Source organism: Pseudonocardia aurantiaca (assembly GCF_039526725.1).
Classification (GTDB): Bacteria; Actinomycetota; Actinomycetes; order Mycobacteriales; family Pseudonocardiaceae; genus Pseudonocardia; species Pseudonocardia aurantiaca.
The window spans coordinates 159,413-183,715 of the sequence record NZ_BAAAJG010000025.1; the positions used below are offsets into that span (position 1 = coordinate 159,413).

Genomic DNA, 24,303 nt, shown 5'->3' on the forward strand with positions numbered 1-24,303 from the left:
CCCCACCCTACGTAGGCGGCTCAGCCCCCCGTGCGCGCCGGTTGCGGACCGGCGGACATCCGGCGCGGCCCGAGGAACGGCAGCAGGCTGCGCCCGCGGCTGACCAGCACGGTCTGCACGCCAGTGAGCGCGACGATCGCCGCGATCACCGCGAACCCGATCCAGAACGTGAAGTGCGGCAGGAGCACGCCGAGCGCCCCGCCGAAGACCCAGGCGAGCTGCAGCACGGTCTCCGACCGGCCGAACGCGGACGCGCGCGACTCCTCCGGCAGGTCGCGCTGGATCATCGCGTCGAGGCAGACCTTGGCCAGCGCGCTGGAGGCGGCGCCGATCAGGCCGACGAGAGCGGCCGTGGCGATGCCGGGCAGCACCGCGGCGACCACGCATACCGCGACGGTGGCCCCGATGCACGAGATGATGATCGCGTCGGGGTGGCCGAACTGGCGCCGCGAGCCGATGCCGTTGCCGGTGAACGAGCCGATCCCGGCCGCGGCGCCGACGATGCCGATCAGCAGCAACTGGCGGGTCGGGTCGGCCTCGGTCTGCTCGCGTACGACGAACGCGACGAACAGCGTGAGGAACCCGGTGAGTACGCGGATCGCGGAGTTGCCCCACAGGCCGACGGCCACACCGCGGCCCATCGGCCTGCGTCTGCCCCGCGCGGTGCTGCGCAGCGCGGCGGGCACCTCGCCCGCTGTGGACTCCACCCAGCGCGGGATGCGCAGGCAGAGCAACACGCCGCCGACGGCGACCACCGCGGTGAAGACGAGCGCGCCAGGTGAGCCCCAGAGGGCCGCCACGCCCGCCGCGATGCCGCCCGCCACCCCGCCTGCCACCATCCCGAACGCGGTGAGCCGGGAGTTCGTGGTGACGAGGGTGATAGCGCGCGGCAGCACCCGCGGGGTGACGGCGGCCTTGAGCACGGAGAACGACTTGCTCAGCACCAGCGCCCCGAGCGCCGCCGGGTAGAGCAGCCACGTGTCGTAGTTGAACGCCATCACCAGCGCGAGCACGGCGCGGCCGGCGAAGGAGATGGCGAGCGCGGCGCGGCGCCCGCGCTGCAGCCGGTCGAGCATCGGGCCGATCACCGGGGCGACCACGGCGAACGGGGCCACCGTGATGATCAGATAGAGCGCGACGTTCGCCCGGCTCTCGGCGGTGGCGGCGGCGAAGAACAGCGTGTTGGCCAGCGCGACGGCCACGGCGGCGTCCACCGCGTAGTTCATCATCGTGGCGTAGGTGAGCGCGGTGAGCCCGGAGCGGTCGGCCCCGTCGGCTGACGCGGCCCGGCGGAACGCCCTGATCCCACCCTCGGTCAGCTGCCTGCTGCGCATCGCGGCGACGCGGGTGACCGTGAGCTTGCGTGGCATCCGCGGGGTGGGCCGGTCGTCGTCGCCCGGCGGCGGGACGCTGTCGCGGGGACGTTCCCCGCGCTCGGGCGCGGCTTCCGTGGCAGGTTCGCCGGGCGGCGGCCGCCAGTTCTGCGGAGGGGGAACGCGCCGGTGCGCGGTGGGGTCGTAGTCCGGGTCGTCGTGCCACGGGTAGCGGCGGCGCGGCTCGTGACGCGAGGGCTCGTCGGCTTCGGTCTCCGTCTCCGTCTCCGTCTCCAGCGTGTCGGGCGGGGCGGGCGGGGCGGGGGCGTCCGCGCGGGACGCGCCGTCGATTGTGACCCAGTTTCGGCGGCCGCCGCGGCGGCCGCGGCGGGGGTGGGAGGAGTCCGGGCGGGCCACGGACCCATTCTGAACCATCGGGACTCCCGGCGGCGGCCTCCGACAGCGGATCATCACCTGTGTCGAGTGCTCAGGCCGGTGCGAAGGCCGTGAGTAACCGAGGCGTGATCACGCCGGGGTGAGGCGCACCCGGAAGTATGAGGGCCAGAGCTTGCCCGTCAGCAGGTACTCGCCGTTGCCGAGCGACGCGATCCCGTTGAGGACGTCCGTGCCCGCCCGGCGCCGGTCGTCGAGCAGGCCGGTGGCGTCCACCACCGCGGTCACGTGCCCGTCGGCCGGGTCGATGCGCACGATCCGGTTGGTCTGCCACACGTTGGCCCACACCTGGCCGTCGACGCACTCCAGTTCGTTCAGCTCGTTGACCGGCTCGCCGTCCAGCGTGACGGCGACGGAGCCGGTCTCGGCGAACGTGACGGGGTCGTGGAAGCGGAGCCGGTTGCTTCCGTCGCTGCGCACCAGGCGGTCGCCGTCATGGCACAGGCCCCAGCCCTCGCCGTCGATCTGCACCTGCCGCAGGAGTGTGAGGCTCGCCCGGTCCCACTCGAGCGCCACGCCGTCCTTCCAGGTCAGCTGCCAGATCCGGTCGCCAATGACCGTGATCCCCTCGCCGAACAGCTTGCCCGGCAGCGGAACCGACCGGCGCACGTCGCCCGTCGCCGGGTCGACCTCGCGCAGCTGCGACCGGCCTTCGAGCCCGGTGCCCTCGTACAGTGCGCCGTCGGGGCCGAGTTCCAGGCCCTGCGTGAACGCCCTGGTGTCGTGCGGCAGCTCGGCGAGCACCTGCGGGCGGAGCAGCTCGGCGGTGCCGGCCGCGGTCGGAGCAGCCGCGGCGCACCCGGCCAGCGCCATCACCAGCGCCCCGACCACCGCACGCCCGAAGGTCATGACGCAGAGGGTGGCACAATCCCTGCGGTGAACTCCGTACCGACCCTCGGCCCGCCGCCCCGGCTCGTGGACGCTGTGGAGATCGCCAGATCCGCCGCCGTCGAGGAGGCCGCTGCCGACATCGGGCACGAGGCGGCCGCAGGCGCGGTCGGCGAGCACCTGGAGGCGCAACCCGAGGACGAGGGCGCCGTCACCCACTTCTTCGCCGCCACGCAGGGCGGCTACCGCGGCTGGCGCTGGTCGGTCACCCTCGCCGCCGCAGGCGACGACACACCCGTCACCGTCAGCGAGGTGGTGCTGCTCCCCGGCTCCGAAGCCCTCGTCGCACCCGCGTGGGTGCCGTGGAGCGAGCGGGTGCGGCCGGGCGACCTCGGCGTCGGCGACCTGCTGCCCCCACCCGAGGACGACGAGCGGGTCGTCCCCGCCTACATCGCCTCCGATGACCCCGCCGTCGAAGAGGTCGCGGTGGAGATCGGGCTCGGCCGCATGCGGGTGCTCTCGAGGTTCGGCCGGGAGTCCGCGGCCCGGCGCTGGCACGACGGTGAGCGCGGACCGGCCTCCGACATGGCCCGGGCGGCTCCTGGCCGCTGCGCCACCTGTGCGTTCTTCCTCCCGATCGCCGGATCGATGCGGGGGGCGTTCGGCGCCTGCGCCAACGAGTACTCGCCTGCCGACGGCGCGGTGGTCGAGGTCGGGTTCGGCTGCGGCGCCCACTCCGACGTGCAGCCCGACCCGATGTCGCCGGTGGCTGTCGCCGAACTCGTCTACGACGACGGGGTCGATCTGGAGCCGGTCGGCCGCACGTGAGCGAGCTTGCGAGCTCACGAGTGGACACAGCGACAGATCCGTTCGGCACGGCCGTGCTCCGCGCCGCCGTCCTGCAGTCGTGGGCGGGTTCGCCGACGCGATTTCGCGAGGACGCCAACGCCGAGGAGGACCTGCGGCTCGGTGGCTATGCCGACGCCTGGTTCGTCGAGCTCGCCCAGAACGCCGCTGACGCCGCGCGCTCGGCCGGGGTGCCCGGGCGCGTATGCGTCGAGGTCGTCGACGGTGAGCTGCGCGTCGCCAACACCGGATCCCCGCTCGACGCGGCCGGGGTGGCCGCGCTCGCGTCCCTGCGCGCGTCCGCGAAGCGCGACGACACGGGCTCGGTCGGGCGGTTCGGTGTGGGCTTCGCCGCCGTGCTGGCCGTTTCGGATGCCCCGCGCGTGGTCAGCGCAGGCGGCGGGATCGCGTTCTCGGCGGCCCGCACTGCAGAGGCGGTAGCAGAGTTGTCGGGCCCGGCGGCCGAGCTGGCGCGCCGCGACGAGCCGCCGGTGCTGCGGCTTGCCTGGCCGACCGACGAGCGGCCGCCCGAGGGGTTCGACACCGAGGTCCGGCTGCCGCTGCGCCCCGGCCCCGGCCGCGACACTGCCGCTCTCCTCGCCCAGGCGCTCGAATCCGCAGGCGACCTGCTGCTCGCACTTCCCGACCTGACCGAGATCGCCGTCGGCGGCGAGGTGCTACGCCGGACCGACGGCCCCGCCCCCGGCGAGGTGACCATCGGTGGTCGTCGCTGGCTCCTCGCCCGCACCTCGGGGCAGCTCGCCGACGACGAGGTGGGCACGGAGGCCGTCGAGCAGCGCATGCGACGCGACTGGACGGCCTGCTGGGCACTCCCGCTCACACCCGACGGCCTGCCCGAACCGCTCGACGGCGACGTGCTGCACGCCCCGACGGCGGCGGCGGAGCAGCTGTCGCTGCCTGCCCGGCTGGTGGCAACGGTGCCGCTCGAACCCGACCGCAGGCGCGTGCGTCCCGGCCCGGCCGCCGAGCGGGTGCTCGCCGGAGCCGCCGCGGCCTACGTCGATCTCGTGCGGGCCGTCCAGCCCGAGCACCGGCTCGCGCTGGTGCCCGAGTCCGGGTTCCCCCGCTCGGAGCTGGACGGACGGCTGCGCGATCTCCTCTTCGGCGCCCTGCGCGGGGCCGCCTGGCTCCCCGCCGTCAGCGGCGCCGAACTGGCGCCCGGCAAGGCCGAGTGGCTCGACCTGCCCGAGTTCGCCGGATCAGCACTCCTCGACGAGGCCGGCTTCGACCGGCTGCTGGCACCCGCGGCGCTGCAGGCCCTGCCGGCCGGACGTGCCGCCACCGCGCTCGGCGAGCTGGGCGCGCACCGCATGCCCGTGGCCGAGCTGGTGCAGCGGCTGCTCGCAGTTGAGCGGCCGGCGGGCTGGTGGCGTGCGCTGTACGCGGCCATGGAACCGGTCGCCGACACAGTGCCGGGAGCCCGCGACGAGCTGCGGGCGCTGCCGGTCCCGCTCGCCGACGGGCGCATGGCCGCAGGCCCGCCCACGGTGCTCCTCCCGGACGAGCCGCCCCTGCCCGCGGTCGAGCGGCTGGCCTCCCTCGGCCTCCCCGGGCTGCACCTCGCCGACCCCGCCGCGGTGCACCCGCTGCTCGCCCGGCTCGGTGCGGCGGTCGCCGACCCGGCCGCACTGCTCGAGCACCCGGCGCTCGCCGAGGCCGTCGACCGGTCGTTGGACGACGCCGACGCCGGGCTCGACGTGCGCCCGCTGGCCGAGGCCGTGCTGGAGCTGCTGGCGGGGCGGGACGCGGCCCCGGAGGGCTTCGGCGCGCTCGCCCTCCCCGCCGCGGACGGCGCCCCTGCCCGTGCCGACGAGCTGATGCTGCCCGACGCCGCATTGCGCCCCCTTCTCGCGCCCGACGTCCCACTCGACGCCCTCGACGCCGGGTTCGCCGCGAGTGTGCCGCGGGACGCGCTGCTCGCCGTCGGCGTGCTGGACGGGTTCGCCGTGCTCGTCGAGGAGGACCCGGCGGGCCCCGACCACCACCTCGACGACGAGGAGCGCTGGTGGGACGAACACGAGGTCCCGCCCACGCGGCTCGTGGCAGTGCGCGACCTCGACCTCGTCGCGGACGACGCCTGGCCGGCCGCGCTCGCGCTGCTCGCCTCCGGGCGGGAGACCCGCGCGGCACTCACCGCGCCCGGTGCGTACACGGCGTGGTGGCTCGCCCGGCACGCGCGGTTGGCCGGCCGCCGGCCTGCGTTCTGGCGGCTGCCGTCGGCCGACGACCTGGCCGCGCTGTACGACCCGCCGCCGCCCGTGGACGTGGACGAGGCGCTGCTCGCGGCGATCGGCGTCCGGGCCGACCTGCGGATCACCGACACGGCGGTCGCGGCCGACCTGATCGCCCGGCTCGTCGACCCGGCGCGGCACCCGGACGTCGCGCTCGTGGCCGAGGCCTACGCGGAGCTGGCGGACGCGGTCGCCGATGGCCGGGTGGACCCGGTGGACCTGGAGCTGCCCGAGCAGGTGCGGGCTCTGGACGGCACGGTGTCCGACGTCGACGTCGCGATGGTGCTCGACCTGCCATGGCTCGCCGCGGTTGTCCCCGCCGGTGAGCTGGTGACCGGCGGCGACCCGGCCGCGCTCGCCGACCTCCTCGACCTGCCCCTGGCCTCCGACGTCGTGGCGGCCCAGGTGCTGGGGGAGGGCAGGGCGGTGCGGTGGGCGGACGTCGGCGAGGTCGTGGTGGCGTGCCACACGCTCGGGGTGCCGGTGCCTACGGGTGAGCTGCTGGTGCACGACGAGCTGGAAGTCGCGGTGCGCCGCCCCGCTGCCGGCCGCCTCCCCGTCCCGACCTGGCGCGATGCCGAAGGCCGCTGGCACGCCGGCGACCCGTTACGGGCCTTGCTCGGCGTCCTCGCGCAGGAATGAGGCGGGTGCGCCTCCGCGGAGTGCGTGGGCCGGGCGCGTGCTAAACACGGACGTGTGAACCGCGCCAGCCACGGAGCGGTGCGGCGGCCCCGCCGCGTCTGCCTGCTCTCCGTGCACACCTCACCCCTGGAACAGCCGGGCACCGGCGACGCGGGCGGCATGAACGTCTACATCGTGGAGACGGCCACCCGGATGGCGCGGCGCGGTGTCGACGTCGAGGTCTTCACCAGGGCCACGTCGTCGGACCTGCCGCCGGTCGCCGAGCTCGCCCCCGGTGTGCTCGTGCGGCACGTCGCGGCCGGGCCGTTCGAGGGGCTCGGCAAGAACGACCTGCCGAGCCAGCTGTGCGCGTTCACGGCCGGTGTGCTGCGCACGGAGGCCCGGCACGAGCCCGGCTACTACGACGTCGTGCACTCGCACTACTGGCTCTCCGGTCAGGTCGGCTGGCTGGCGCGCGACCGGTGGGGCGTGCCGCTCGTGCACAGCGCCCACACGCTCGCCCGGGTGAAGAACGCGGCCCTGGCCGACGGCGACCCGCCGGAGCCGATGGTCCGCGTGATCGGTGAGGACCAGGTGGTGGCCGAGGCCGACCGGCTGATCGGCAACACGGCCGAAGAGTCGCGCCAGCTCGTGGATCTGTATGGGGCCGACTCGCGGCGCACCGTGACCGTGCCGCCCGGCGTGGACCTGGCCCGGTTCACCCCCGGCGACCAGGCGGCCGCCCGGCGCGCGCTCGGCATCGCGCCCGACGCCGTGGTGCTCGCGTTCGTCGGCCGGATCCAGCCGCTCAAGGCTCCGGACGTGCTACTGCGCGCCGCGGCCAACCTGCTGGCCCGCGATCCGGCGCTGCGCTCCCGGCTCGTCGTGCTGGTGACGGGTGGACCGTCGGGCAACGGGCTCGCCGAGCCGACCGTGCTGCAGGAGCTGGGAGCATATCTGGGCATCGCCGACGTCCTGCGCTTCCTCCCGCCCCAGGGCGGTGACGGCCTGGTGAACGTCTACCGCGCTGCCGACGTGGTCGCGGTGCCGAGCCACAACGAGTCGTTCGGGCTCGTCGCGCTGGAGGCGCAGGCCTGCGGCACGCCGGTGGTGGCTGCGCGCGTCGGTGGACTGCCGGTGGCCGTGGCCGATGAGCGGTCGGGTCTGCTCGTGCCGGGGCACGGCGCCCGGCAGTGGGCGGACGCGCTCGCCGCCGTCGCGCTCGCTCCCGGCCGGCGGGCCGAGCTGAGCGCCGGGGCCGTCGAGCACGCCCGTGAGTTCTCCTGGGACCGGACCGCCGACGCCCTGCTCGACACCTACACCGACGCGGCCACGGAGCACGCCGAGCGGATCGGGCTCCTTTTGCCCACCGTCCCCCGGATCGTGCGGGCGGACGTGCCCGTCGGGATGATCGAGCGGTGAGCCCGGAGGACGATGTCGACGCGCTGGTCGCGGCTGCACTCGCCGAGCTGGAGGTGGACCACCACCGCCGCGAGCCCGGCCAGTTCCTCGTCACGCTTCCCGGCACCAACCGTCTCCAGACGCACTGCTGGCTGGTCGTCGGCGAGCACGCGCTTTTCGTGCAGGCGTTCGTGTGCCGACAGCCGGACGAGGACCACGAGGCCGTCTACCGGTTCCTGCTGCAGCGCAATGCCCGGCTCTACGGGGTGCACTACGCGCTGGACCGGATCGGCGACATCCATCTGATCGGCCGCACCGGGCTGCACGCCGTGACCGCCGCCGAGCTGGACCGCGTGCTCGGCCAGGTGCTGGAGGCCGCCGACGGCGACTTCAACACGCTGCTGGAGCTCGGTTTCGCGACGTCGATCCGGCGTGAGCACGCCTGGCGCCAGGAACGCGGCGAGAGCCAGGCCAACCTGAAGGCCTTCGAGCACCTCTTCACATAAGGGTGGCCGTGATCTGATCGTGATCCCGCGGGTACAACCGGACAGACGGCACCCACCGTCCTCATCGCAGGACGGGCTAGCGCTCCTAGGAGGGGCCGATGGCGGTGCGGGGGTTGCGCGGACGATGGATTGCGCTGATCGGGGCGGGTGCGGTGCTGGCCCTGCTGGTGGCCGGGTTCGCGGTGGTGCTGGGCGCCCAGGTGCGCGTGGGCAACGGTTCCGGCGAGTCCACCGCGGTCGGGCGGGCCGCGCCGCCAGGCCCGGCCTCGGGCCTTCCTCAGTACGATGCCGGAAAGGGCGGCTCCGCGGCCGGGTCGGACGCGGTCGGTGAGTCCGCGCCGATGGCGCCTGACTCCCGTTCGATGCCGGGGGCGCAGCCCGCGCAGGGTGTGCCCCTCGGAGGGGTGCAGCGGGCCCTGGTGCGCACGGCGCAGCTCTCCGTCGAGGTCACCGACCCGGCGGGTGCGATGCGGCAGGTCCGCACCGCGGCCGCTACCGCCGGCGGGTTCGTCACCGACGAGCAGACGAGCGACACCGGCAGCTGGGTGACCCTTCGGGTGCCCGCCGACGCCCTCGACCGGCTCGTCGAGGACATCGCCGCGGACAGGCGCGTCATCTCGCGGAGCACGCAGGTGTACGACGCGACCGAGGAGTCCATCGACCTGGATGCCCGGGTGGCGAGCCAGCAGGCGAGCGTGTCCAGGATCCGGGGGCTGCTCGCGCAGGCCACCACGATCGGTGACGTCGTGGCGATCGAGTCGGAGCTGTCCCGCCGCGAGGGCGAGCTCGACTCGCTCACACGACGGCTAGAGGCGTTGCGCGACCAGGTCGCGATGTCGACGCTGACGGTCGACCTGCGCGGGCCGGCCGTGCCGCCGCCGCCCGGCGGCCCGGCACCTGGCTTCCTCGACGGCCTCGCGACCGGCTGGACCGGCCTCCTGGCGCTCGGTTCGGGGGTGGCGGCGGCCGTCGGGTTCGTGCTGCCGTTCCTGCCCGTGGTGGCGGTGCTCGCCGGGATCGTCTGGCTCGTCCGGCGGATCGTGCGGGGGCGGCGGCGGCCTGCGACCGCAGGGGCGGCAAGTGGGTCGACGTCCGACGGAGACTCCTGACGGGGGCGGAGCGGCCCGGGATCTGAGGGGGAGTCACGAACTCGGGCCACTCCGCTATCACCGCCACAGCTTCCACGCAGTCGGGGGCACCGCGCGTCCGTGGCTTCCGGTCGCGGCGAGGGGAACGCCGCTTCCGACCCGGCCGGGCGAGTGGGGCTCGCCAGGGCCAGCGCGGATCACCCTGACAGTCGGTGACGATCTGTACAACCCTTCCAGGTTACGCCGTTCGAGTGATTCGACCGGCGCTCGCCCCGGTGTTGCATGCTCAACTAGCATGCGGTTACCGATCGGTAAAGGAAGTCCACGCAAGGGAGCGTCCGTATGCCCGTTCGTAGCCCGTACCCCGACGTCGAGATCCCGGATGTCTCGCTCTTCGACTTCCTCTTCGACGGCTTCGGTGACCGCGCGGGCGCCCCTGCGCTGATCGACGGCAGCTCGGGAACGACGATCACGTTCGCCGAGCTCGACGGAATGGTGCGGCGGATCGCGGCGGCGCTGGCCGAGCGGGGCATCGGAGCCGGCGACGTTGTCGGGCTCTTCGCGCCGAACACACCGCACTACGCGGCCATGTTCCACGGGGTCCTGCGCGCGAACGCGATCGTCACCAGCGTGAACTCCCTCTACACCCCCGGTGAGCTGGCGCACCAGCTCGCCGACTCCGGTGCGAAGCTGCTGGTCACGATCTCCGCGTTCCTCGACCGCGCCACGGCCGCTGCCGCCGAGGTGGGGCTCCCGGCCGACGCGGTGATCGTGCTCGACGGCGCCGAGGGTCACCCCTCGCTGCGCGACCTGCTCGCCACCACGGCCGAGCCGCCCGCCCAGACCGTGAGCGGTGCCGACACCGCGGTGCTGCCGTACTCGTCGGGCACCACGGGCCGGGCCAAGGGTGTGGTGCTCACCCACCGGAACCTGGTGGCGAACCTGCTGCAGATCGAGCAGATGGGCAACGTCACCTCGGAGACCAAGATCATGGCGGTGCTGCCGTTCTTCCACATCTACGGCATGACCGTGATGATGAACCAGGGCCTGCACTGCCGCTCCACGGTCGTCACGATGCCCCGGTTCGACCTCCCGGAGTTCCTCCGGATCATCTCCGAGTACAAGATCGACCGCGTCTACATCGCTCCGCCGGTGGCCGTCGCGCTCGCGAAGCACCCGATCGTCGACCAGTACGACCTCTCGTGCATCGACGTGATCTTCTCGGGCGCCGCCCCGCTCGACGCCGAGCTCGGCCAGGCCGTCGCTAAGCGTCTCGGCTGCACCGTGCTGCAGGGCTACGGGATGACCGAGCTGTCGCCGGTCAGCCACTGCATGCCCGACAACCGCCCCGACCTCCACCTCAACAGCTGCGGCTTCGCCATCCCCAACGTCGTGTCCAAGCTCGTGGACCCGGAGACGGGCCAGGAGGTGGGCGTCGGCGAGCGCGGCGAGCTGTGGGTCAAGGGCCCGAATGTGATGGTCGGTTACCTCAACAACCCCGAGGCCACGGCGATCACCCTTGACGCCGACGGCTACCTGCACACCGGTGACGTCGCCACGGTCGACGCCGACGGCGTGTTCACGATCGTCGACCGGGTCAAGGAACTGATCAAGTACAAGGGCTACCAGGTGCCGCCCGCCGAGCTGGAGGCCCTCCTGCTCACCCACGACAAGATCGCCGACGCCGCGGTCATCGGGGTGCGCGACGGTGAGGGTGAGGAGGTGCCGAAGGCGTTCGTCGTGCGGCAGGAGAGCGGCGCCGACCTCACGGCCGACGACGTCATGGCCTACGTGGCCGCGCGGATCGCCCCGCACAAGAAGGTGCGGGTGGTCGAGTTCATCGACCAGATCCCGAAGTCGGCGTCGGGCAAGATCCTGCGCAAGGACCTGCGCGCCAGGGAGCCACAGGCCACATGAGTCGGCGGCCTGTCTAAACGGGCGGCTGACCAGCATGAACCGCGCTCCTCTCCAGCGCTGATCTCTGTGCGGCTCCGGTGCCGTACGGCGTCGTCCGGGGCTGTCGGCGGGACCGGTACGGGAACGCCATGAGGCCCCGCCGTCCACAGTGGAACTGTCGTTGTGGACGGCGGGGCCTCGTTGGTCGTCGGGCCGGTTATTCGCCCAGCAGCGTCGCGATGCGCTCGTTGTGGGCTGGGCGATGGCCGTCGAGGCAATTGGCGTAGACCGTTAGCAGCACCTTGACTGAGTTTCCGGCGCGCTCCGCCAGAGTCCGATGAATCGGGGTCGTCCATATGCCGAAACCGACACACGCCCACAGCTTCCTCCCCGGCACCGATACCACCAGAGCGCCGCTCGTTCTGCTACATGGCTCAAACGGCACCGCGGGCCCGGATGCCCGCTCAGCGGACACCCGGGCGTTCTGCTGTCGATCTCCGTGGTCGGGTGGAAGACCGGTCAGCGCCTGACCGTGAAGTGCAGGTGCAGCACGCGGTCGCCCTGGACCACCTGGTCGGGATCGTCGAGGAGCACCGTGCCGGCGTGGCTGCCGAAGAATCGCACCCCTTCGCCCAGGACCACCGGGGCGACGTCCATCGCGACCTCGTCGACCAGCCCTGCCGAGAACGCCTGCCCGCCCAGGTCGCCGGCGCTCACGCAGACGAGACCGTCGCCCGCGAGCTTCTTGGCGAGCGCGATGCCCGACTCGACCGAGTCGGCGGTGTGGAAGGGTGCGTCCGGGTGGTCGGCGAGCCACTCCTGCGGCAATGGCCGGTGGGTGACGACGACCAGCTGGTCTCCGGCGGCCGGTTTGCCGTCCCAGCCGTTCGTGGTGTCGAACAGGTGCCGGCCGATCACCGTGACCTTGACGGCATCCCAGAAGGGCTGGACGTAGGCGGCGGACGTCCGCGAGACACGGAATGTCCAGCCGCTCGCCGGGGCGGACAACTCGGTGTCGCCGTTGCCGTACCAGTCGAACATCGGCCCGACCGTGTCATCGGGATAGGCGATGTAGCCGTCCACCGATACGACCGCCTGCATGACAACTCTGGCCATCTGCGCCCCTCAGCCGAAGGTCGGCACGGTCACGTGTGCCGGTTCCACGAGGAACGCCTCGCGGTCCTCGCGCTGCGGGTACGGGCCGCCGGTGTACTTGGTGAAGATGCGATCGACGATCTCCCAGCCCGCATCGCCGCCGACCTGCTCCACGACGCGGCCGCGGACGAGCGCGCTGCGCACCAGGTTCTCCCGGTCGGTCACGGAGATCGCGATGCGGTCGTCCGCGACGAGATTGCGACCCTTGCGCGAGTTGGGCGAGGTGAAGAAGGCGAGGTACTCGCCCTCGATGTCAATCATCACCGGAACCGAGTGCGGCGCGCCGTCAGGCAGGAGCGTGGCGATGTGAGCGATGTTCGGCCCGGCGAACAGGGCGCGGGCTTCGTCGTTGAGCACGTTCATTGCGAGTCCTCCTGGGTGCCGCTGAACATTTCGAGGACGACGCCGAGGTGGCGTCCGCCCGGTGCGGTGGGCTAGCGGTCATGTCCCCTCAGCCAGTCGACGTAGTCCGGTACGGCGCGCTCGACGTCGTACTCCGGCCGGAAGCCGGTGTCCGTCCGCAACCGGGTGATGTCGAGGTAGTTGTCCGGGGGCCGGTCGGGATTGCGACCCTCCGGGAGGGTGATGTTCGCGCCCGGAACAGTGGTGTTGATCGCGGCGACGACCTCGCTGTAGCGCACCAGCCGTCCGCTCGAGACGTTGTAGATACGGTGGTTCAGCCGCTCCGCGAGCATGAGCAGCGCGATGGCCCGGCCGCAGTCCTTCACGTAGCAGAGGTCGGTGGCGTCCTCGGCGTACGCGAGCGGGCGGGGCGGGGTGAGATCGGGGTCCTCGCCCCAGACCGCGGCGCTGAGCAGGCGGGGAAGCGCGAAGAACGGCGAGTCGGGCAGGCCGAGGGGCCCCCAGATGGTGCCGATCCGCAGGCTCACCGTGTCGAACCCGGCACTGTCGCCGGTCAGCGCGGCGAACAACTCCGCGGTCTTCTTGAACACATGGATCTGGTGCGGTGCCACCACCGGCAGCGGGGCCTCCTCCCGCCACGGGACCTCGTCCACGCCCGCGTACGCGCCGATGGTGCTGGCGACGGAGAATCGCCGCACGCCCCACACCGTCGCCGCCTTGAGTGCGTTGAGCAGGCCGAGGCTTTCGGCGCGGAGATAATCGACGGGATCGGGCATGTTGTAGGGGCCCGCCGCGAGGTGCACGATGCCGGTGATCTCGTGCCGCTTCCCGATATCGAGGAAGGTCGCCTCGTCCGCGGTGTCCAGCGGCTCGACGACGACCCGGCGCCCGTCTGGCTATCCCCGTCGGTTCACGTGCGAGCTCGGCACTCGACCAGGGACAATGCGCAATCGGGACTCTCAGCCTCATGATCGCGACGCTAGGCCGGGATCGGTCGCCGCTCTTGTACGAAACGGCCATTCCCCGGTCGGAGCATCGGGACGTAGGACGCAGCGTGGTCGTGTCCGCAGCTGCACGCAGCCTCCGACTGTGCGAGGAACTCGCCGGGCGTCACGCCCATGAGCCGGCGGCACTCGCGGCTGAGATGTGCCTGGTCGTGGTACCCGGCCTCAGCGGCCCACCGTGCGAGATCGACGTCTGAGGCGCCCTGCTGGGCAACCCACGCCTGGAGGCGGGCGACGAAGCCCTGGAAACGCAGGATGCGGTGCAACTCCTTCGGGCCGATGCCGACCGCTGCCCGGCACCGGCGCCGCAACTGGCGTTCGGAGATCGACAGCAACGCATGCAGAGCGGCCGGTCCGCTGCCGTGCCACGGCATGAGGTTCCAGACGGCCTCGTTCACCAAGGGGTCCAGTTTGACGGCGGATCGCGCGACGCACGATTGGAGCTGATCGAGTGCGACCCGCGGTGTCGCGGCATTCCCGAGAAGATCCGTCAGGTTGGCCAGGTCGCACCAGACGTCGGTGCCCGCGACGTCCTGATCGACCAGCTCTTCGGCCGGCGTCCCGACAAGACCACCGATCACGCCCGGACGCAGCCGCACCCCGACGACCGTGCCGCCCGCCGGGATCTCCTGATACGTCGACGTGGTCAGGGGCCCGAGCAGCCGGGGCGCCTCACCGAGCACACATCGCACCTCGGCGCCGCCGTGCGGCACGTGCCGCTGCGCCACGGGCTGGTCGCCTACCTGTTGGATCCAGACAGACGATGCGAACGCGGCCAGTGCAGGCGTCGGCGCGCGCTCCAGGTAGGACGATTCCCCGGCCATCCGACCATCATGCCGAGTCGGTTGTGGATCAGGAACCTCCCTACAAGGAGACGCGGGGGTGGTTGCAGTTCTGGTGGCAATCGCAGCGTTCCGGGGGCGTTCGGCCCCCACCTCTGCCTTGAGCATCAGGGGGCTGTGACCTAGCGACGACTGCCGTTGACCTGCGTACCGGTCTTGGTAAGCGTGCGGGTACGGGTGCCGCCAGTGCGCGGTCCCGAGAGGGTCTGCGCGGTGGCCGCAAGGCGCCTGCCCCCACCGCTGGCTGATCGGTAGCTTCGAGGTTATCCATGAGACCGGTACGGAACGCGTGAGCGCCCCGGCATGGCCAACAGGCGCCGGGGCGCTCATCGTTCGGATCAGCCCGATCTCCCGAGCCCCACGCGTTCAACGAGCGGGGGATCGACGCCGGACCCACTCGTTTCGGGTGGACGTTTGATCGCTTCGGATCGACGCGTCGCCGCGCCTCCTACCGAACCTGTTGCCGCGCGGCCGACGCGGACGCGGCCTGCTCGATGGTGGCGGCCACCGCGGCCGGTTGGGACACGTATATGGCGTGGCTGCCCGCCACCTCGTCCACGGTTGAGCCGGCCCGCTCGGACATGGCCCGCTGCGCCGGCGGAGGGATCATCCTGTCTTCGGTTGCGACCAGGTACCAGCTCGGTTTTTCCCGCCAGGCGGGTTCGGTGATCGACCCGCCCAGGGCGTCGGTCCCCCACGGGACCTGCGAGTCGGCCATGAACGCTGCCTGCTCGGCGGGCAGGTCGCCGGCGAACGACGCGGGAAACTTCTCCCGGTCGAGGAGCAGGAAGCCGTCTTTGGGCGGCAGGATCGGTGGAACGGGCGCGCCGGGCGGTGGGTTGGCGATGAGCGTGCTCACCGACTCTCCCTTGTCTGGCACGAAGGCCGCGATGTACACCAGCGCCGCCACGCTCGGGTGTGTGCCCGCTTCGGTGATGACCGCCCCGCCGTAGGAGTGGCCGACGAGAACGACCGGCCCGTCCTGCGCGTCGATGACCCGGCGCGTGGCTGCGGCGTCCCCCTCGAGTGACAACGTCGGGTTCTGCACGACGGCGACGTTGTAGCCATCGTGCTTGAGCAGGTCGTAGACCAGTTGCCATCCGGACCCGTCCACGAAGCCGCCGTGTACGAGAACGACGTTCCTCACAGCCCCTGCGTCCATGGTCGTCTCCATCTCCCGTGACTGGTTGGGGAAGCAACGAGCTTAGGACGGCGACGCGAGCCTGCCGATCAGTTTGACATTCCGCTGACCATGATGCGAAATGGCGCGGATCGTGAGATCAAGTACCGGGTCGACGTCGTGTGTCGCGCCACCAGCCCGGGTATCCGAAAATGTTGACCACGATGCGGCGGAGAATCACGAGTCGCTCCGGTAGCTGGTGATCGCGGGAGGCCCTATCTGCTCAGCCCCACACCAGGTCAAGCGCACGACCGTGCTGCTCGCTCGCGGGGTATGCCGAATACGTGCCGACGGTGCGGCGGCACTCAGCGCGGCTCGCGGGCTACCAGGCTCTGCACACACATACGCACCGGTCCGGCCGTGAGATGAGCGGCAGAGCGGCTTGGGCAAGATCAAATAGCTCTGTTGTGCATCTCGTGGTCTGGGCGGGGAGTCGGCGGACGCGTATGTGTGTGCAGAGCCTGGGCGCGGCGGTCAGCGGGCGGCGGACTGTGCGCGGATGAACTCCGTGACGTCGGCGATCACCTCGTCGGCGTTGAGCTCGTTGAACAACTCGTGGCGGCTCTCGGGGTAGATCCGCTCGACGAACCGCGGGCCGCGGAGGCTCTCGATCCCTCTGCGACTGCCGTCGATCGGCACGAGCCGGTCGTCCTCGCCGTGGATCCACATCAGCGGCAGGTCGGCCAGGTTCGGTCCTTTGGCGATGGTCTCCAGCGTCCGCTGAATTGCCTCGAGCGTCACCCGCTTGAACGGCCCGTGCCAGACCAGAGGGTCGGCTGCGTACGTCTCCCCGACCGCCGTGTCGCGCGACAACGTGGTGACGTCGAGCGGCACGTCGGGGATCTCGTCGAGAGCGAGCGTCTCGGACACCGATTCCCACCGGCCGACCACCGGGCTGGACAGGACGAGCGCGGCCAACGTATCGCCGTAGCGCTGGGCGTACCGGGACGCGATCAAACCGCCCATCGAGTGACCGAGCAGCACGACAGGCAGCCGGGGGTTCTCGCGTCGGGCCGTCTCGGCCAATGTATGCAGGTCGGAGACGACGTCCTCGAAGTCCTCGATGAGGACGCGCTCGCCCTCGCTCTTGCCGTGGCCGACGTGGTCGACGGCGTACACGACCGCGCCGTCCGAGACCAGCGCGTCCGCGAGCCGCTCGTATCGCCCGATGTGTTCGCCGTAGCCGTGGGCGATGACGACGAGGTAGGTCGGTTCCCCGGTCCCGCGCCATGTCCTCGCCATGAGGTTGCCGGTCAGTCCCTGGTACGTCCATTTGCGTGACTCAGCCATCGGGCCTCCTCGTCGTCCAGCGGTGCAGGCGGGGGTTTGCGGTGCCGAACTCCTACACCTTGCGCCACCGGACGCTGCGGCGCGGTTCGGCCTGTGGGTGTCATCAGTGCCGCCAGTTGGCCGACTCGAAGACGAGCGGCAAGGTGAGCGGTATGCCAGAGGGTCTCACCGACGACGGGCTCGCAGCCATGCTGGTCCGCGGCCTGCGCCCCACCCGCGTGACGCTGGTGGAACACGACCCTCGCTGGGCCGACCGGTTCGGCGCCCGCGCCGCGGAACTGCGGCGGGTGCTGGGCGAGCGGGCGCGGCTCGTCGAGCACGTCGGTTCGACGTCGGTGCCGGGGCTCGCGGCCAAACCGATCGTCGACATCGTCGTAGGCATCGACGACCCCGACGACGAGCAGGCGTACCTGCCCGACCTCGAGGCGATCGGTTACGACCTGCGTGTGCGGGAGTCGCAGCACCGCTGCCTGCGCGCCGGCGACCCGGACGAGCCCGTGAACCTGCACTGCTACCCGCCCGAGCACGCCGAGACCCGCAAGTACCTCGTGTTCCGCGACCGGCTGCGGTCGAGTCCCGAGGACCGCGAGCGCTACGAGTCGGTCAAGCGCGACCTGGCTCAGCGTGAGTGGCGCGACGTCAACTTCTACGCCGAGGCGAAGGGGCCGGTGATCCGGGAGATCCTGGCGCGCGGCGGCTGGACGGATTAGGAGGGTGCTGAAAGGCGGCGTCGCGCAGTAGGCCCGAGCTTGTCAGCGCGCTCCTAGCCCCTCCCGCCGGTGCCGAGATGGCCGATCATGCGGATCTCGGTCGCCACGCCCTTCCCTGCGCCCGCACTCCTCCATGCTCTGCACACATCCACGCACCGGGTCCCGCCCGTCGGTGGCGCCGGGCAGGCTGTCGCCCGTGGACCCAGCCCAGATCGACGCAGCCCAGCTTGTCGTTGAGCCCGCCACCCCACCCCGCTGGTCCGACGCCGAGCGCGTGTTCGGTACCCGCGGCGATCCGGCCCACTGCTGGTGTCAATGGTTCTTCGCGGACTCGGACGTGAGTACAACCGCGGGCGCCGCCAACCGGGAGGCACTACGCGCTCAGGTCCAGGCCGGTCCGCCGCCGGGCGTCCTCGCCTACCTCGACGGCGAGCCCGCGGGCTGGGCGGCGGTCGCGGCCCGTCCCGGCTACTCGCGGCTGGCGCGCTCCCAGGTGCTGCGCGGCGACGGGGCCGAGGAGTTCGCCGACCCCGGGGTCTGGGCGGTCACATGCTTCGTGGTGCGGGTCGGGTTCCGGCGCAGAGGAGTGGCGGGCGCGCTGCTCGATGGCGCGGTCGCCCACGCCAGGGCGGGCGGGGCGCGGGTGGTGGAGGCGTACCCCGTCGACGTCGCCGCGAAGGGCTCGGTGTCCTCCGCCGAGCTGTACCACGGGCCGCTCTCCACCTTCCTCGCCGCGGGCTTCCGGGAGGTCCGTAGGGCCCGCCCGGCGCGCCCCGTCGTCCGGCTCGACCTGAGGGGGCCCCAGCTGTAGGTGGGCCACCTGTGCGTGCCGCGTGCTCACGGGGGCGGCGCGCCTTACGGTGTGGGGATGGCGCATGCGGCACCGGTGCGGGCGGCCCCCCTCGACGATCAGCTCTGCTTCGCGCTATACACGGCCTCCCGGGCCATCATGGGTCGCTACCGCCCGCTCCTGGATGCGCTCGGTCTCACGTACCCGCAGTACCTCGTGATGCTGGTGCTCTGGGAGCGCGGCGACTGCAGCGTCACCGGGATCGGCAACGCGCTCAAGCTGGAGACGGGCACGCTGTCGCCGCTGCTCAAGCGACTGGAGGCAGCGGGTCTCGTCACCCGCACCCGGCGGCATGGCGACGAGCGGTCGGTGGTGGTCTCCCTGACCCCGGCGGGCCGCGCGCTGGAGGCGCGTACGGCGGAGACGCAGCTGCGGGTGGGAGAGGCCACCGGGCTGAGCTGCGGGGAGATGGTCGAGCTTCGTGAGGTGCTGCACCAACTGTCGGACCGGCTGCGCTCGGGCGCTCCCGTCTGACGGTCACGCAGGCGCCGCCTCCTGGCCCCAGCGGGCCTGCGGTCCAGGAGAAGACGTTATCGGGGTAGCGATCTTGTCGGGAGCGCGTTCGCCACAGTCCCTTGCCTGCCCGACAAGGCTTTGGTCAACTGGTTGCATGGCTCCGGAACTCGCACCCCAGCGGTGGGCGTTCTGCGTGTGTTTGCTCGGGGCCGACCAGCTCTCGGTCGACGACCGCCGGTGTCGCACCCGCCCCGCCTGCTAGCTCCTGCCGGATCCGATCCGAGGGGCCGGAGCAAGCCGCAGCGCCCGCAACCGTCGAGCCCCGGGAACCACCATGAGCTCCACCCGCCACACCACCCCGAACTCCGCATGACCGCCCGCACGCTCGACCGTATGGCCGGGGCTCCGCTGTGGTCCCAGCTCCTCACCGACCTGCGCCGCCGGCTCGAGCACGACGAGTTCACGGCCGCTTTTCCCGGTGAGCTGGCGCTCGTGGCCGAGTACGGCGTCAGCCGGCACACCGTGCGGGAGGCCGTGCGCAGGCTGCGGGACGAGGGACTGGTCATCGCCGGGCGGGGCCGCACCCCACGGCAGGCCGAGCCCACCGAGATCGAGCAGCCGCTGGGCGAGATCTTCAGCCTGTTCACCGCGGTGGAGGCCACCGGTCAGGTGCAGCGGAGTGTGGTGCGCACGCTCGATGTCCGCGCCGACGGGGTGGTGGCTGCGCGGCTGGGGTTGGAGGAGTCGACGCCACTCGTGCACCTCGAGCGGCTGCGCTTCGCCGACGCCGACCCGCTCGCCGTCGACCGGGTCTGGCTGCCGGAGCGGCTCGCCGCGCCGCTGCTGGACGTCGACTTCAGCCACACCGCGCTCTACACCGTCTACGCGGCCCGCTGCGGCGTGCGGGTCACGGGCGGGAACGAGCGTGTGCGTGCGGTGGTCCCGTCCGAGGTCGAGCGCGAGTTGCTCGGCGTGGGCCCGGGGGTCGCGGCGTTCATGATCGACCGTCTCGGCCGGGCGGCTGACCGGCCGGTCGAGTGGCGCCAGACGCTCGTGCGCGCCGACAGGTTCAGCGTGACGGCCGAGTTCTCGGCGCGCGAGGGCTACCGGATGGGTGCCGCGGGAGGATTCTGACGGGGCGACCGGGCCTTCCGGTCGCTCAGCCGACCGGCGTGGAGACGCCGACCCCGCCCTTCGTGTGGGCGCCGTAGTGCTCGATCTCGGCGTCGAGGTCCAGCGGGACGGTCTTGATCGCGATGTCGGAGCTGAGCCGGTCGGCCGGGACGAGCCAGCTGACCTCGAACTCCAGCCCGTCGGGGTCGTGGGCGTAGAGCGCCTTGGTGGTGCCGTGGTCGGAGGCCCCGACCAGCGCGCCCCGATCCGTGAGCCCCCCCGCGATGCGCTTCAGCTCCGCGAGTGTGTCGACCTCCCACGCCAGGTGGTACAGGCCCACGGTCGAACGCCCGGCCCGCGACGGACCGGCGTCGCTGCCGAGGGCGAACAGCCCGAGGTCGTGGTCGTTGGTGGAGGCGTCGGCCTGCAGGAACGCCGCCCGGCCCGGCATCTGTCGGACGACCCGGAAACCCAAGGCATCGGTGTAGAAGCCGACGCTCCGGTCGAGGTCGCGGACGTAGAGCACGGCGTGGTTGAGGCGCTGTACCGGCATCGTTCCCCCACAGTGGTTGAGAACTCAATCCTAGCACCTCGCCACGCGACATATGAATGTTCAACAGACTTCACGTATCATGAGCGCCGTGAGCGTGCCGTCGACACAGCCTGCGGATAGCGGCGACCAGGGAAGTGTGTCGAGTGTGGAGGAGATCCGCTGGCTGGAGCCAGGCGAGCTGGACGCATGGCTCTCGTACCTCGCCGCGACAACGCTGCTGGAGGCCGAGCTCGACCGGCAGCTCCAGCGCGACTCCGGCATGCCGCACGCCTACTACCAAATTCTCGCGATGCTCTCCGACGTCCCCGGCCGCACGATGCGGATGAGCGACCTGGCGGCCATCACGCAGAGCTCGCAGAGCCGGCTCTCCCACGCGGTCGCCCGGCTCGAGCGGCAGGGCTGGGTGCGCCGCGTCCCGTGCCCCGACGACCGGCGCAGCACGTTCGCCCAGCTCACCGAGGCGGGCTTCGCGGCGCTCGCCGCCGCGGCGCCGGGCCACGTCCGCACGGTCCGCCGGCACCTGATCGACCGGCTCACGCCGGAGCAGGTCGAGCAGCTGCGCGACATCGGCAAGGCCGTGCTGGCCGGTCTCGGGGTGGATCTCGGCCGCACGCCGCTGCCGGCCGCCGTCGTCGAGGCGGAGGAGCGCCGCCGGTCCTGAGCCCTGGTGCGGTGGCCGCAAACGTCACCCGCGATCACTCCGGCGACGATCGTGGCCTGGCACCGCACGAGCCCCGCGTGGTGTCCCCCGGGCGGGTGAGCGATCATGCCGCGAGCGGCGCGCGCAGGGTGCGTCGATCGGGCGACGTCGTGAGGCGGTGAGGACGGGATGCGGATCGCACTGGCATGCGTCGGGCTGGTAGTGGGCGTGCTGGCGCTGGCCGGATGCACGGTCCAGGTGCCGGGCACAGCAGGCCCGTCCCTTGCGTCCGTCGCCGTTCCGGAGTCGCCATCGCCCACGCCTCCGGCGGACCCGCCATCGAACGAGGGTCGTTTCACCGATGCCCAAGGCCGGTTCAGCCTCGTCCCGCCGACCAACTGGACGGCCGACACCAGCGGAACGCAGGGCACTGCGGTGGTGTTCCTGGACCCGCAGCCGTCCAGCTCGGTCGCCGGCCGCTTCAGCTCCAACATCAACGTGCTCGTCGTGCAGTCAGCGGCCGACCTCTCGACCACGGTCCTCGGTGCCCGCCAGGAGCTGCAGGGCCTCACCGCCTACGCGTCGACGGTCGACGAGCAGATCACCTTGGGCGACGGCACCATCGCGCACATGCTGGGTGGCAGCTTCACCGACTCGGGAACCGGACTGACGCTGCGCAACGTGCAGTTGTTCACCGTGCATGGCGACATGACGCTGGTCGCCACCGGGACCTCACTGCAGGATGTGTGGAGTGCGTACGAGCAGACGTTCCAGACGTCCCTGCGGAGCCTGACGGTCGCCGGTTGAGCGTCCGCCGCAGGTGGCAGAGTTGGCACTATGGGAACTTTGGTGCTGCTCCGCCACGGTCAGAGCGTGTGGAACGCCGAGAACCTGTTTACGGGGTGGGTGGACGTGCCGCTCTCCGAGACCGGCGAGCAGGAGGCCCGGCGCGGGGGTGAGCTGATGCGGGCTGTCGGGCTGCTGCCTGACGTCGTGCACACCTCCCTGCTGCGGCGGGCGATCTCGACGGCGAACCTCGCGCTCGACGCGTGCGACCGGCACTGGATTCCGGTGCGCCGCGACTGGCGGCTCAACGAGCGGCATTACGGCGCCCTGCAGGGCAAGAACAAGAAGCAGACGCTGGAGGAGTTCGGCGAGGAGCAGTTCATGGAGTGGCGCCGCAGCTACGACGTGCCGCCGCCGCCGATCGAGCCGGGCTCGGAGTTCAGCCAGGAGGGCGACCCGCGCTACGCGGGCATCGAGATCCCGGCCACCGAGTGCCTCAAGGACGTCGTGGCGCGGTTCCTGCCGTACTGGGAGTCCGCCGTGGTGCCGGACCTGCGGGCCGGAAAGGTCGTTCTGCTCGCCGCGCACGGCAACTCGCTACGTGCGCTGGTCAAGCACCTGGACGGGATCTCCGACGCCGACATCATCGGGCTGAACATCCCGACGGGCATCCCGCTGCGCTACGACCTCGACGACGACCTGCGCCCCACGGTGCCCGGCGGGGAGTACCTCGATCCGGAGGCCGCGGCGACGGCCGCCGCGGCGGTGGCCGCTCAGGGGCGCTGAACTATCACTCTTCGGGGTGAACTGTCGGTGAACCACCGCGGAAATGTGGCGTTCTGCAACGTCAGGAGCATCACGACCCGGCCTCTGGGGTGGCCCGCGGATGGGTCGACCTGCCTACCATTCGAGCTGTGGACGCGCTGCTCTACGTGGCGATCGCGGTCGGGGCGCTGGGGCTCGGCCTCGCGCTCGGGATCCGGACCGCCAGGCGACGCGTCGACCCCGTTCCCGCACGGGTCGAACCCGTGCCTGGCCCGCCGATGGCCGACCTCCTCCAGCGGGTCTTCCGCTCCACCGACGAGGGCCTCGTCGTGCTCAACAAGGGCGGCGATGTGGTGCTCCACAACCCCCGCGCCGCCGAACTGGGTGTGGTCACCGCGGGCCGGGCGGACGCCCGAGCAGCGGCGGCCTGTCAGCAGGTGCTGGCGAGCGGCGTGGCGATCGCCGTGGACCTCTCCCCGCTCGACCGCCGGGGCCGCCAACCGGCCGCGGTGCTGGCGCACGTCCGACCCCTCGGCAGCGGCTTCAGCATGGTCGAGGCGGCCGACACCTCCGACGCCGTCCGGCTGGAGGCGACCCGGCGCGACTTCGTGGCCAACGTCAGCCACGAGCTCAAGACGCCGGTCGGCGCGGTCGGGCTGCTGGCCGAGGCCGTGCTGGACGCGGCCGACGACCCGGTCGAGGTCCGGAGGTTCGGCACCAAGATCCTCAACGAGGCCACTCGGCTCGGCAACCTCGTCACGGAGCTGATCGCGCTCTCCCGGCTCACCGGGGCCGAGCGGCTCCCCGAGCTGCAAGTCGTGGACGTCGACGAGGTGGTGCGGGAGGCCATGGCGCGTGCCCGGCTGTCGGCCGAAGCGGCGGAGATCGAGATCATTGTCGACCGCCCGACCGGGCTCGAGGTGGAGGGTGACCTGACGCTGCTGGTCACAGCGCTGTCCAACCTCATCGAGAACGCCATCGCGTACTCCCCCCTCGGGGCCTCGGTCTCCGTGTCGCGGCGGCGCACCGGCGAGTGGGTGGAGATCGCCGTGACCGACCGCGGTATCGGCATCGCCCTTGAGCACCAGCAGCGGGTGTTCGAGCGGTTCTTCCGCGTCGACCCGGCGCGCTCACGGGCCACCGGCGGCACGGGACTCGGTCTCGCGATCGTCAAGCACGTGCTCGCCAACCATGGTGGCGAGGTGCGGCTATGGAGCAGCCCGGGCACCGGGTCGACGTTCACCATGCGCCTTCCCGTCCACACCGAGCCCGATTCCGAGCTCGACGCCGAGCTCGGCTCCCCACCGGGCCAGGACGGCGGCGAAACCCCCATCGCGGCGGCCGATCCCGCACGCGTCGAACTGCCCGACCGCGTCGGGTGAGCAGAGGAGA

At 72.0% G+C, this 24,303-nt stretch carries 23 protein-coding genes; 14 read left to right on the forward strand and 9 right to left on the reverse strand.

The genetic code is table 11. The annotated features are described in order from the left end of the window. Positions 1-20 precede the first annotated feature (20 nt). Entirely contained in the window at positions 21-1,730 is a 1,710-nt protein-coding gene (locus tag ABD143_RS29405; protein WP_425563750.1) for an MFS transporter, read from the reverse strand. 108 nt (positions 1,731-1,838) lie between these two features. After that, a complete protein-coding gene (locus ABD143_RS29410; RefSeq protein WP_343984701.1) occupies positions 1,839-2,615 on the reverse strand; it encodes a glutaminyl-peptide cyclotransferase in 777 nt (258 codons plus the stop codon). A gap of 27 nt (positions 2,616-2,642) precedes the next feature. On the opposite strand from ABD143_RS29410, the gene ABD143_RS29415 reads away from it, so the two are divergent. The 6 genes from ABD143_RS29415 to ABD143_RS29440 all read left to right on the forward strand — a co-directional run bounded on the left by ABD143_RS29415 (position 2,643) and on the right by ABD143_RS29440 (position 11,225). After that, positions 2,643-3,422, forward strand: a complete 780-nt coding sequence (locus tag ABD143_RS29415) for a DUF3027 domain-containing protein (protein WP_343984702.1) — start codon at positions 2,643-2,645, stop codon at positions 3,420-3,422. A 20-nt stretch (positions 3,423-3,442) separates the two neighbouring features. After that, entirely contained in the window at positions 3,443-6,334 is a 2,892-nt protein-coding gene (locus ABD143_RS29420) for a sacsin N-terminal ATP-binding-like domain-containing protein (RefSeq protein ID WP_343984703.1), read from the forward strand. A 54-nt stretch (positions 6,335-6,388) separates the two neighbouring features. Then, a complete protein-coding gene (mshA, locus tag ABD143_RS29425; RefSeq protein WP_343984704.1) occupies positions 6,389-7,735 on the forward strand; it encodes a D-inositol-3-phosphate glycosyltransferase in 1,347 nt (448 codons plus the stop codon). Next, on the forward strand, positions 7,732-8,220 hold the full coding sequence (locus ABD143_RS29430) for a type III secretion system chaperone family protein (RefSeq protein ID WP_343984705.1): 489 nt from the start codon (positions 7,732-7,734) through the stop codon (positions 8,218-8,220). The genes mshA and ABD143_RS29430 overlap by 4 nt, the downstream gene beginning before the upstream one ends. Before the next feature lie 98 nt (positions 8,221-8,318). After that, complete coding sequence (locus ABD143_RS29435; protein ID WP_343984706.1) at positions 8,319-9,329, forward strand: DUF4349 domain-containing protein; 1,011 nt, start codon at positions 8,319-8,321, stop codon at positions 9,327-9,329. A 321-nt stretch (positions 9,330-9,650) separates the two neighbouring features. After that, positions 9,651-11,225: an AMP-binding protein gene (locus ABD143_RS29440; RefSeq protein WP_343984707.1), complete on the forward strand. Its 1,575-nt coding sequence runs from the start codon at positions 9,651-9,653 to the stop codon at positions 11,223-11,225. A 498-nt stretch (positions 11,226-11,723) separates the two neighbouring features. On the opposite strand, the gene ABD143_RS29445 is transcribed toward ABD143_RS29440, so the two are convergent. The 6 genes from ABD143_RS29445 to ABD143_RS29470 form a co-directional block, all read right to left on the reverse strand. Next, positions 11,724-12,320, reverse strand: coding sequence for a dihydrofolate reductase family protein (locus tag ABD143_RS29445; RefSeq protein WP_343984708.1), 597 nt, complete (start codon positions 12,318-12,320; stop codon positions 11,724-11,726). Between the two features lie 9 nt (positions 12,321-12,329). Further along, positions 12,330-12,722, reverse strand: coding sequence for a pyridoxamine 5'-phosphate oxidase family protein (locus ABD143_RS29450; protein ID WP_343984709.1), 393 nt, complete (start codon positions 12,720-12,722; stop codon positions 12,330-12,332). Between the two features lie 71 nt (positions 12,723-12,793). Continuing rightward, complete coding sequence (locus tag ABD143_RS29455; RefSeq protein WP_379660041.1) at positions 12,794-13,588, reverse strand: NAD-dependent epimerase/dehydratase family protein; 795 nt, start codon at positions 13,586-13,588, stop codon at positions 12,794-12,796. A 113-nt stretch (positions 13,589-13,701) separates the two neighbouring features. Further along, positions 13,702-14,676, reverse strand: coding sequence for a helix-turn-helix domain-containing protein (locus tag ABD143_RS29460; protein WP_343984710.1), 975 nt, complete (start codon positions 14,674-14,676; stop codon positions 13,702-13,704). A gap of 340 nt (positions 14,677-15,016) precedes the next feature. Beyond that, the gene (locus ABD143_RS29465; RefSeq protein WP_343984711.1) at positions 15,017-15,730 is read right to left on the reverse strand and encodes an alpha/beta fold hydrolase; all 714 of its coding nucleotides are present in this window, start codon (positions 15,728-15,730) and stop codon (positions 15,017-15,019) included. 492 nt (positions 15,731-16,222) lie between these two features. Further along, positions 16,223-17,038 carry an alpha/beta hydrolase gene (locus tag ABD143_RS29470; protein ID WP_343984712.1) on the reverse strand — a complete coding sequence of 272 codons (816 nt, stop codon included), beginning with the start codon at positions 17,036-17,038 and terminating at the stop codon, positions 16,223-16,225. Positions 17,039-17,190: 152 nt separating this feature from the next. Between ABD143_RS29470 and ABD143_RS29475 the strand changes: the two genes are divergently transcribed. The 4 genes from ABD143_RS29475 to ABD143_RS29490 all read left to right on the forward strand — a co-directional run bounded on the left by ABD143_RS29475 (position 17,191) and on the right by ABD143_RS29490 (position 20,188). Continuing rightward, positions 17,191-17,748 carry a GrpB family protein gene (locus tag ABD143_RS29475; RefSeq protein ID WP_343984713.1) on the forward strand — a complete coding sequence of 186 codons (558 nt, stop codon included), beginning with the start codon at positions 17,191-17,193 and terminating at the stop codon, positions 17,746-17,748. A gap of 196 nt (positions 17,749-17,944) precedes the next feature. After that, a complete protein-coding gene (locus ABD143_RS29480) occupies positions 17,945-18,559 on the forward strand; it encodes a GNAT family N-acetyltransferase (RefSeq protein ID WP_343984714.1) in 615 nt (204 codons plus the stop codon). A 57-nt stretch (positions 18,560-18,616) separates the two neighbouring features. Continuing rightward, entirely contained in the window at positions 18,617-19,072 is a 456-nt protein-coding gene (locus ABD143_RS29485; RefSeq protein WP_343984715.1) for a MarR family winged helix-turn-helix transcriptional regulator, read from the forward strand. A gap of 375 nt (positions 19,073-19,447) precedes the next feature. Then, complete coding sequence (locus ABD143_RS29490) at positions 19,448-20,188, forward strand: GntR family transcriptional regulator (protein ID WP_343984716.1); 741 nt, start codon at positions 19,448-19,450, stop codon at positions 20,186-20,188. A 25-nt stretch (positions 20,189-20,213) separates the two neighbouring features. Here ABD143_RS29490 and ABD143_RS29495 read toward each other — a convergent pair whose 3' ends face one another. Then, the gene (locus tag ABD143_RS29495; protein WP_343984717.1) at positions 20,214-20,720 is read right to left on the reverse strand and encodes a VOC family protein; all 507 of its coding nucleotides are present in this window, start codon (positions 20,718-20,720) and stop codon (positions 20,214-20,216) included. Between the two features lie 145 nt (positions 20,721-20,865). On the opposite strand from ABD143_RS29495, the gene ABD143_RS29500 reads away from it, so the two are divergent. The 4 genes from ABD143_RS29500 to ABD143_RS29515 all read left to right on the forward strand — a co-directional run bounded on the left by ABD143_RS29500 (position 20,866) and on the right by ABD143_RS29515 (position 24,293). Continuing rightward, entirely contained in the window at positions 20,866-21,381 is a 516-nt protein-coding gene (locus ABD143_RS29500) for a MarR family winged helix-turn-helix transcriptional regulator (RefSeq protein WP_379660040.1), read from the forward strand. Positions 21,382-21,549: 168 nt separating this feature from the next. Beyond that, on the forward strand, positions 21,550-22,167 hold the full coding sequence (locus ABD143_RS29505; RefSeq protein ID WP_343984718.1) for a hypothetical protein: 618 nt from the start codon (positions 21,550-21,552) through the stop codon (positions 22,165-22,167). A gap of 30 nt (positions 22,168-22,197) precedes the next feature. Further along, the gene (locus ABD143_RS29510; RefSeq protein ID WP_343984719.1) at positions 22,198-22,932 is read left to right on the forward strand and encodes a phosphoglyceromutase; all 735 of its coding nucleotides are present in this window, start codon (positions 22,198-22,200) and stop codon (positions 22,930-22,932) included. Positions 22,933-23,060: 128 nt separating this feature from the next. Then, on the forward strand, positions 23,061-24,293 hold the full coding sequence (locus ABD143_RS29515; protein ID WP_343984720.1) for an ATP-binding protein: 1,233 nt from the start codon (positions 23,061-23,063) through the stop codon (positions 24,291-24,293). Positions 24,294-24,303 lie beyond the last annotated feature (10 nt).

Coding starts and splice junctions, on each gene's coding strand:
- ABD143_RS29410 (WP_343984701.1), bottom strand. CDS start 2,615: ATGACCTTCGGGCGTGCGGTGGTCGGGGCGCTGGTGATGGCGCTGGCC.
- ABD143_RS29435 (WP_343984706.1), top strand. CDS start 8,319: ATGGCGGTGCGGGGGTTGCGCGGACGATGGATTGCGCTGATCGGGGCG.
- ABD143_RS29440 (WP_343984707.1), top strand. CDS start 9,651: ATGCCCGTTCGTAGCCCGTACCCCGACGTCGAGATCCCGGATGTCTCG.
- ABD143_RS29445 (WP_343984708.1), bottom strand. CDS start 12,320: ATGGCCAGAGTTGTCATGCAGGCGGTCGTATCGGTGGACGGCTACATC.
- ABD143_RS29450 (WP_343984709.1), bottom strand. CDS start 12,722: ATGAACGTGCTCAACGACGAAGCCCGCGCCCTGTTCGCCGGGCCGAAC.
- ABD143_RS29460 (WP_343984710.1), bottom strand. CDS start 14,676: ATGCTCAAGGCAGAGGTGGGGGCCGAACGCCCCCGGAACGCTGCGATT.
- ABD143_RS29465 (WP_343984711.1), bottom strand. CDS start 15,730: ATGGACGCAGGGGCTGTGAGGAACGTCGTTCTCGTACACGGCGGCTTC.
- ABD143_RS29470 (WP_343984712.1), bottom strand. CDS start 17,038: ATGGCTGAGTCACGCAAATGGACGTACCAGGGACTGACCGGCAACCTC.
- ABD143_RS29475 (WP_343984713.1), top strand. CDS start 17,191: ATGCCAGAGGGTCTCACCGACGACGGGCTCGCAGCCATGCTGGTCCGC.
- ABD143_RS29485 (WP_343984715.1), top strand. CDS start 18,617: ATGGCGCATGCGGCACCGGTGCGGGCGGCCCCCCTCGACGATCAGCTC.
- ABD143_RS29490 (WP_343984716.1), top strand. CDS start 19,448: ATGGCCGGGGCTCCGCTGTGGTCCCAGCTCCTCACCGACCTGCGCCGC.
- ABD143_RS29495 (WP_343984717.1), bottom strand. CDS start 20,720: ATGCCGGTACAGCGCCTCAACCACGCCGTGCTCTACGTCCGCGACCTC.
- ABD143_RS29505 (WP_343984718.1), top strand. CDS start 21,550: ATGCGGATCGCACTGGCATGCGTCGGGCTGGTAGTGGGCGTGCTGGCG.
- ABD143_RS29510 (WP_343984719.1), top strand. CDS start 22,198: ATGGGAACTTTGGTGCTGCTCCGCCACGGTCAGAGCGTGTGGAACGCC.